The sequence below is a fragment of the Streptomyces sp. AC627_RSS907 genome (genome assembly GCF_019049165.1).
Window position 1 is genome coordinate 1 of the sequence record NZ_JAGMUE010000759.1, and the last position, 831, is coordinate 831.

The 831-nt window shown below is 70.2% G+C and carries 1 protein-coding gene; it reads right to left on the reverse strand.

Features of this window, described 5'->3' with window-relative positions:
- Positions 1 to 831 (reverse strand): hypothetical protein (locus KUM32_RS38490; RefSeq protein WP_217146450.1); only part of this gene is annotated, 831 nt, incomplete at both ends.

An 831-nucleotide genomic window follows, 5' to 3' on the forward strand; every position in this document is an offset into this window, starting at 1 on the left:
CGCCTGGCCACCATCTCGTCCTTGTAGCCCTCCGCCATCAGCCGCACGATGGACCGCTTGAGGTCGTCGGTCACCGGGTCGGACTCGACACTGCCCAGGTGGAAGGGGGTCGCCCCGCGCCACAGGTGCTCGAAGACCGAGCAGAGGAAGGCCACGAGCGTCGGCTCGCGCACGATGGCCGCGCCCGGTTCGCGCCCCACGGGCTTGTGCTCGGGCAGGAAGACGACCTCCCGGTCGTAAATGATCATCCGGTCGATGACTTCCTCGCTGGTGCGCAGCTCGCCGCCGTGCTCGATCAGCTCACGGACGAACGCCCGGGTCGCCAGGTCGGAGCGCGCGGTGTGCTGGTAGACGGTGCGCATGCGCACCCCACGGTCGAGTATCCCGAGCGAGACCTTGCGGGCCGCGGTGAGGATGTGGGCCGGCCGGGCACCGCCCGGCTGCACGGTGAGCACCTCGCTGCGACAGCGTTCGCTCAGCTCGTCGAGGAGCGACTGCACGGTGGCGACGTCCGAGACGACGTCGAACGCCTCCATGCGATTGCGTTCGCGACGGCCGTCGTAGTAGGCGGGGGTGAGCGACAGCATCTGGGCCCGCACCTCGGTCACGGCGTGCTGGAGGTCGCGGATCTGGTTCTCGGCCGACCCCACCAGCTCCACGGCCGCCGCGTCGGGGCTCACCGGGACGAGCAGTTCGGCGTCGCCCGGGGTGGGGTGCAGCAGGCACAGCAGGCTCAGCACCCGCTCGATGCGGGTGGCCTCATCGGTCCATATGCGTAGCTGTCGGGCGATCTCGTGGCGGTTGAAGCGGCCCAACTGCACGGCCAACCGG